This window comes from Actinosynnema sp., assembly GCF_052038725.1.
Genome location: NZ_JBQGCX010000008.1, coordinates 1 through 1,930, shown reverse-complemented (window position 1 = coordinate 1,930; position 1,930 = coordinate 1). Strand labels below are relative to the sequence as shown.

Annotated in this window: 3 protein-coding genes; 1 reads left to right on the top strand and 2 read right to left on the bottom strand. The window is 74.2% G+C overall.

Annotated features, from left to right (window positions below; genetic code table 11):
• Window positions 1-35 precede the first annotated feature (35 nt).
• Window positions 36-380, bottom strand: coding sequence for a hypothetical protein (locus ACTUAL_RS00140; RefSeq protein WP_096494280.1), 345 nt, complete (start codon window positions 378-380; stop codon window positions 36-38).
• A 54-nt stretch (window positions 381-434) separates the two neighbouring features.
• Window positions 435-920, bottom strand: coding sequence for a hypothetical protein (locus ACTUAL_RS00135; protein ID WP_096494282.1), 486 nt, complete (start codon window positions 918-920; stop codon window positions 435-437).
• A 157-nt stretch (window positions 921-1,077) separates the two neighbouring features.
• Between ACTUAL_RS00135 and ACTUAL_RS00130 the strand changes: the two genes are divergently transcribed.
• The coding region (locus ACTUAL_RS00130; RefSeq protein WP_440898820.1) for an AfsR/SARP family transcriptional regulator at window positions 1,078-1,930 on the top strand (853 nt) is incomplete at its 3' end.

Here is a 1,930-nt window from a genome sequence, read left to right as displayed (position 1 = left end):
CCCGGTCGCCGCGCGACGACCGGGACCGGGGGGTCTCACACCCAGACCTCTGGACCGCAGACCCCAGTGGCGAGGTTGCATATGTGGAAGTGCCGGAACGTGCCCTGCGGCGGGTAGAAGCTCCCACAGCCGCCCGCCGGGGTGGTGTAGTTGCCGCCCTTCTCCTGGCCGGCCACGATGGCGTAGGCGTAGTACACGCGGGTGGTCGAGCCGGAACCGGCGCACGCCGCGCCGCTGCCCGCGTTGACCGTGGCGCTCGAACCGGGGATCGTCGAGCTCGCCGCCTGCGCCGTCCCCGTCGCCGCGGTCAGCGCCAGGCCCAGGCTCAGGGCGGTGGTCAGCGCCGCCTTGCGGAGCAGGGCTCGGGTGTTCTTCTCCATCGTGCTCTCCTCGTCAGAACGGGTTGTGGCGGTGGTCGGTCGTTGCGGCGGAGGTCAGCAGGGATCGATGGTGCCGACCTGGTCCCACCCCATGCCGCTCGACTGCTCGGAGTAGGCGCCCGGCACGTCCCAGTGCGTGCCCCTCAGGTAGTTGATCCGCGCCCGCCTGCCCGGCGTCTGGTTGTTCTTCCACGACCCGTCGGTCGTGAACCACGGCATCGACAGCGCGTAGCGGCAGTCCTCGTACAGCAGGAGGTCGCCCTCGAAGTTCCTGAGGCTGTACGCGCAGAAGTTGTAGTAAGGGCAAGCGATTGCCCGTTCGTCCGGCCCAGCGAGCAGCAGCTCCACGCCCGGCGCCTCGATCCGGTCCGGCGCCACCCGCACGGCGTCGGGGCCGAGTGTCACCAGGTACGCCTCGGCTCTCGCTCGCAGGTCTCGCGCCTCGGCCGCCCCTGCCGTGCCGGGGAGCAGGGAGGCGATCAGGGCCAGAGCGGACAGCAGGCCGAGCGCCACCGCGATCAAGCGCTTGTGCTCCGCCACAGCTTCTCCTCCACCGTCGTGGCCCGCCTCGGTGACGGGTCCGGTGGACACGATGGGGCACCGGGTCGCCGCGATCCCGCCGCGTTTCGGCAATCGGCTGGTCAGCGGTCGTGCGGCGGCGGTGGGGAGGAGTAGGAACCGGGGCGGGGGTGGGGTCGTGTCGGTGGAGCTGCGCGTGCTCGGGCAGGTCGAGGTGCGGGTGGACGGCCGGGTGGTGCCGGTGGGGCACGCGCGGCAGCGGTGCGTGCTCGTGGCGCTGGTGGTGGAGGCGAACCGGGTGGTCCCGGTGGAGCGGCTGCTGGAGCGGGTGTGGGCGGATCGGGCTCCGCACAGAGCCCGGCAGGTGGTGGGCAACTACGTGTCGCGGTTGCGGCGCGCGCTGGCGGGTGAGGTGGTGATCGCGAGCCGGGGCGGCGGGTACGCGCTGGAGGTGGACCCGGACCTGGTCGACCTGCACCGGTTCCGGCGGCTCGTCGCGCGGGCGCGCGGCGGGGAGGTCGACGGGCTGGCCCTGCTGGAGGAGGCGGTCGGGTTGTGGCGCGGGGAGGCGTTCGGCGGGGTGGACACGCCGTGGATCGCCGCCGCCCGCGAAGGCCTGGAGCGGGAGCGGTTGGCCGCCGAGCTCGACCGCGTGGACCTGGCGCTCGCGCACGGCGGGCGGGGGGTGTCGTGCGCCGAGCTGGCCGAGCGGGCGGACGCGCACCCCTTGGACGAACGGGTCGCCGGGCAGCTGATGCTCGCCCTGTACCGCGATGGGCGCCAGGCCGAGGCGCTGCGGCGGTTCGACGGCATCCGCGCGCGGCTCGCCGACGAGGTCGGCGTCGATCCGGGGCGCCGGTTGCGCGAGCTGCACCTGCGGATGCTCGCCACCGATCGCGCGCTGGACGCGCCTGCCGCGCCGGACGTGCCCCGGCAACTGCCCGCGTCCCCGGTGCTCGCCGGACGCGTCGCCGAGCTGGCGCTGCTCGACCGGGCGCTCGCGGGAGCCTCCGGCACGCTGCTCGTCTCCG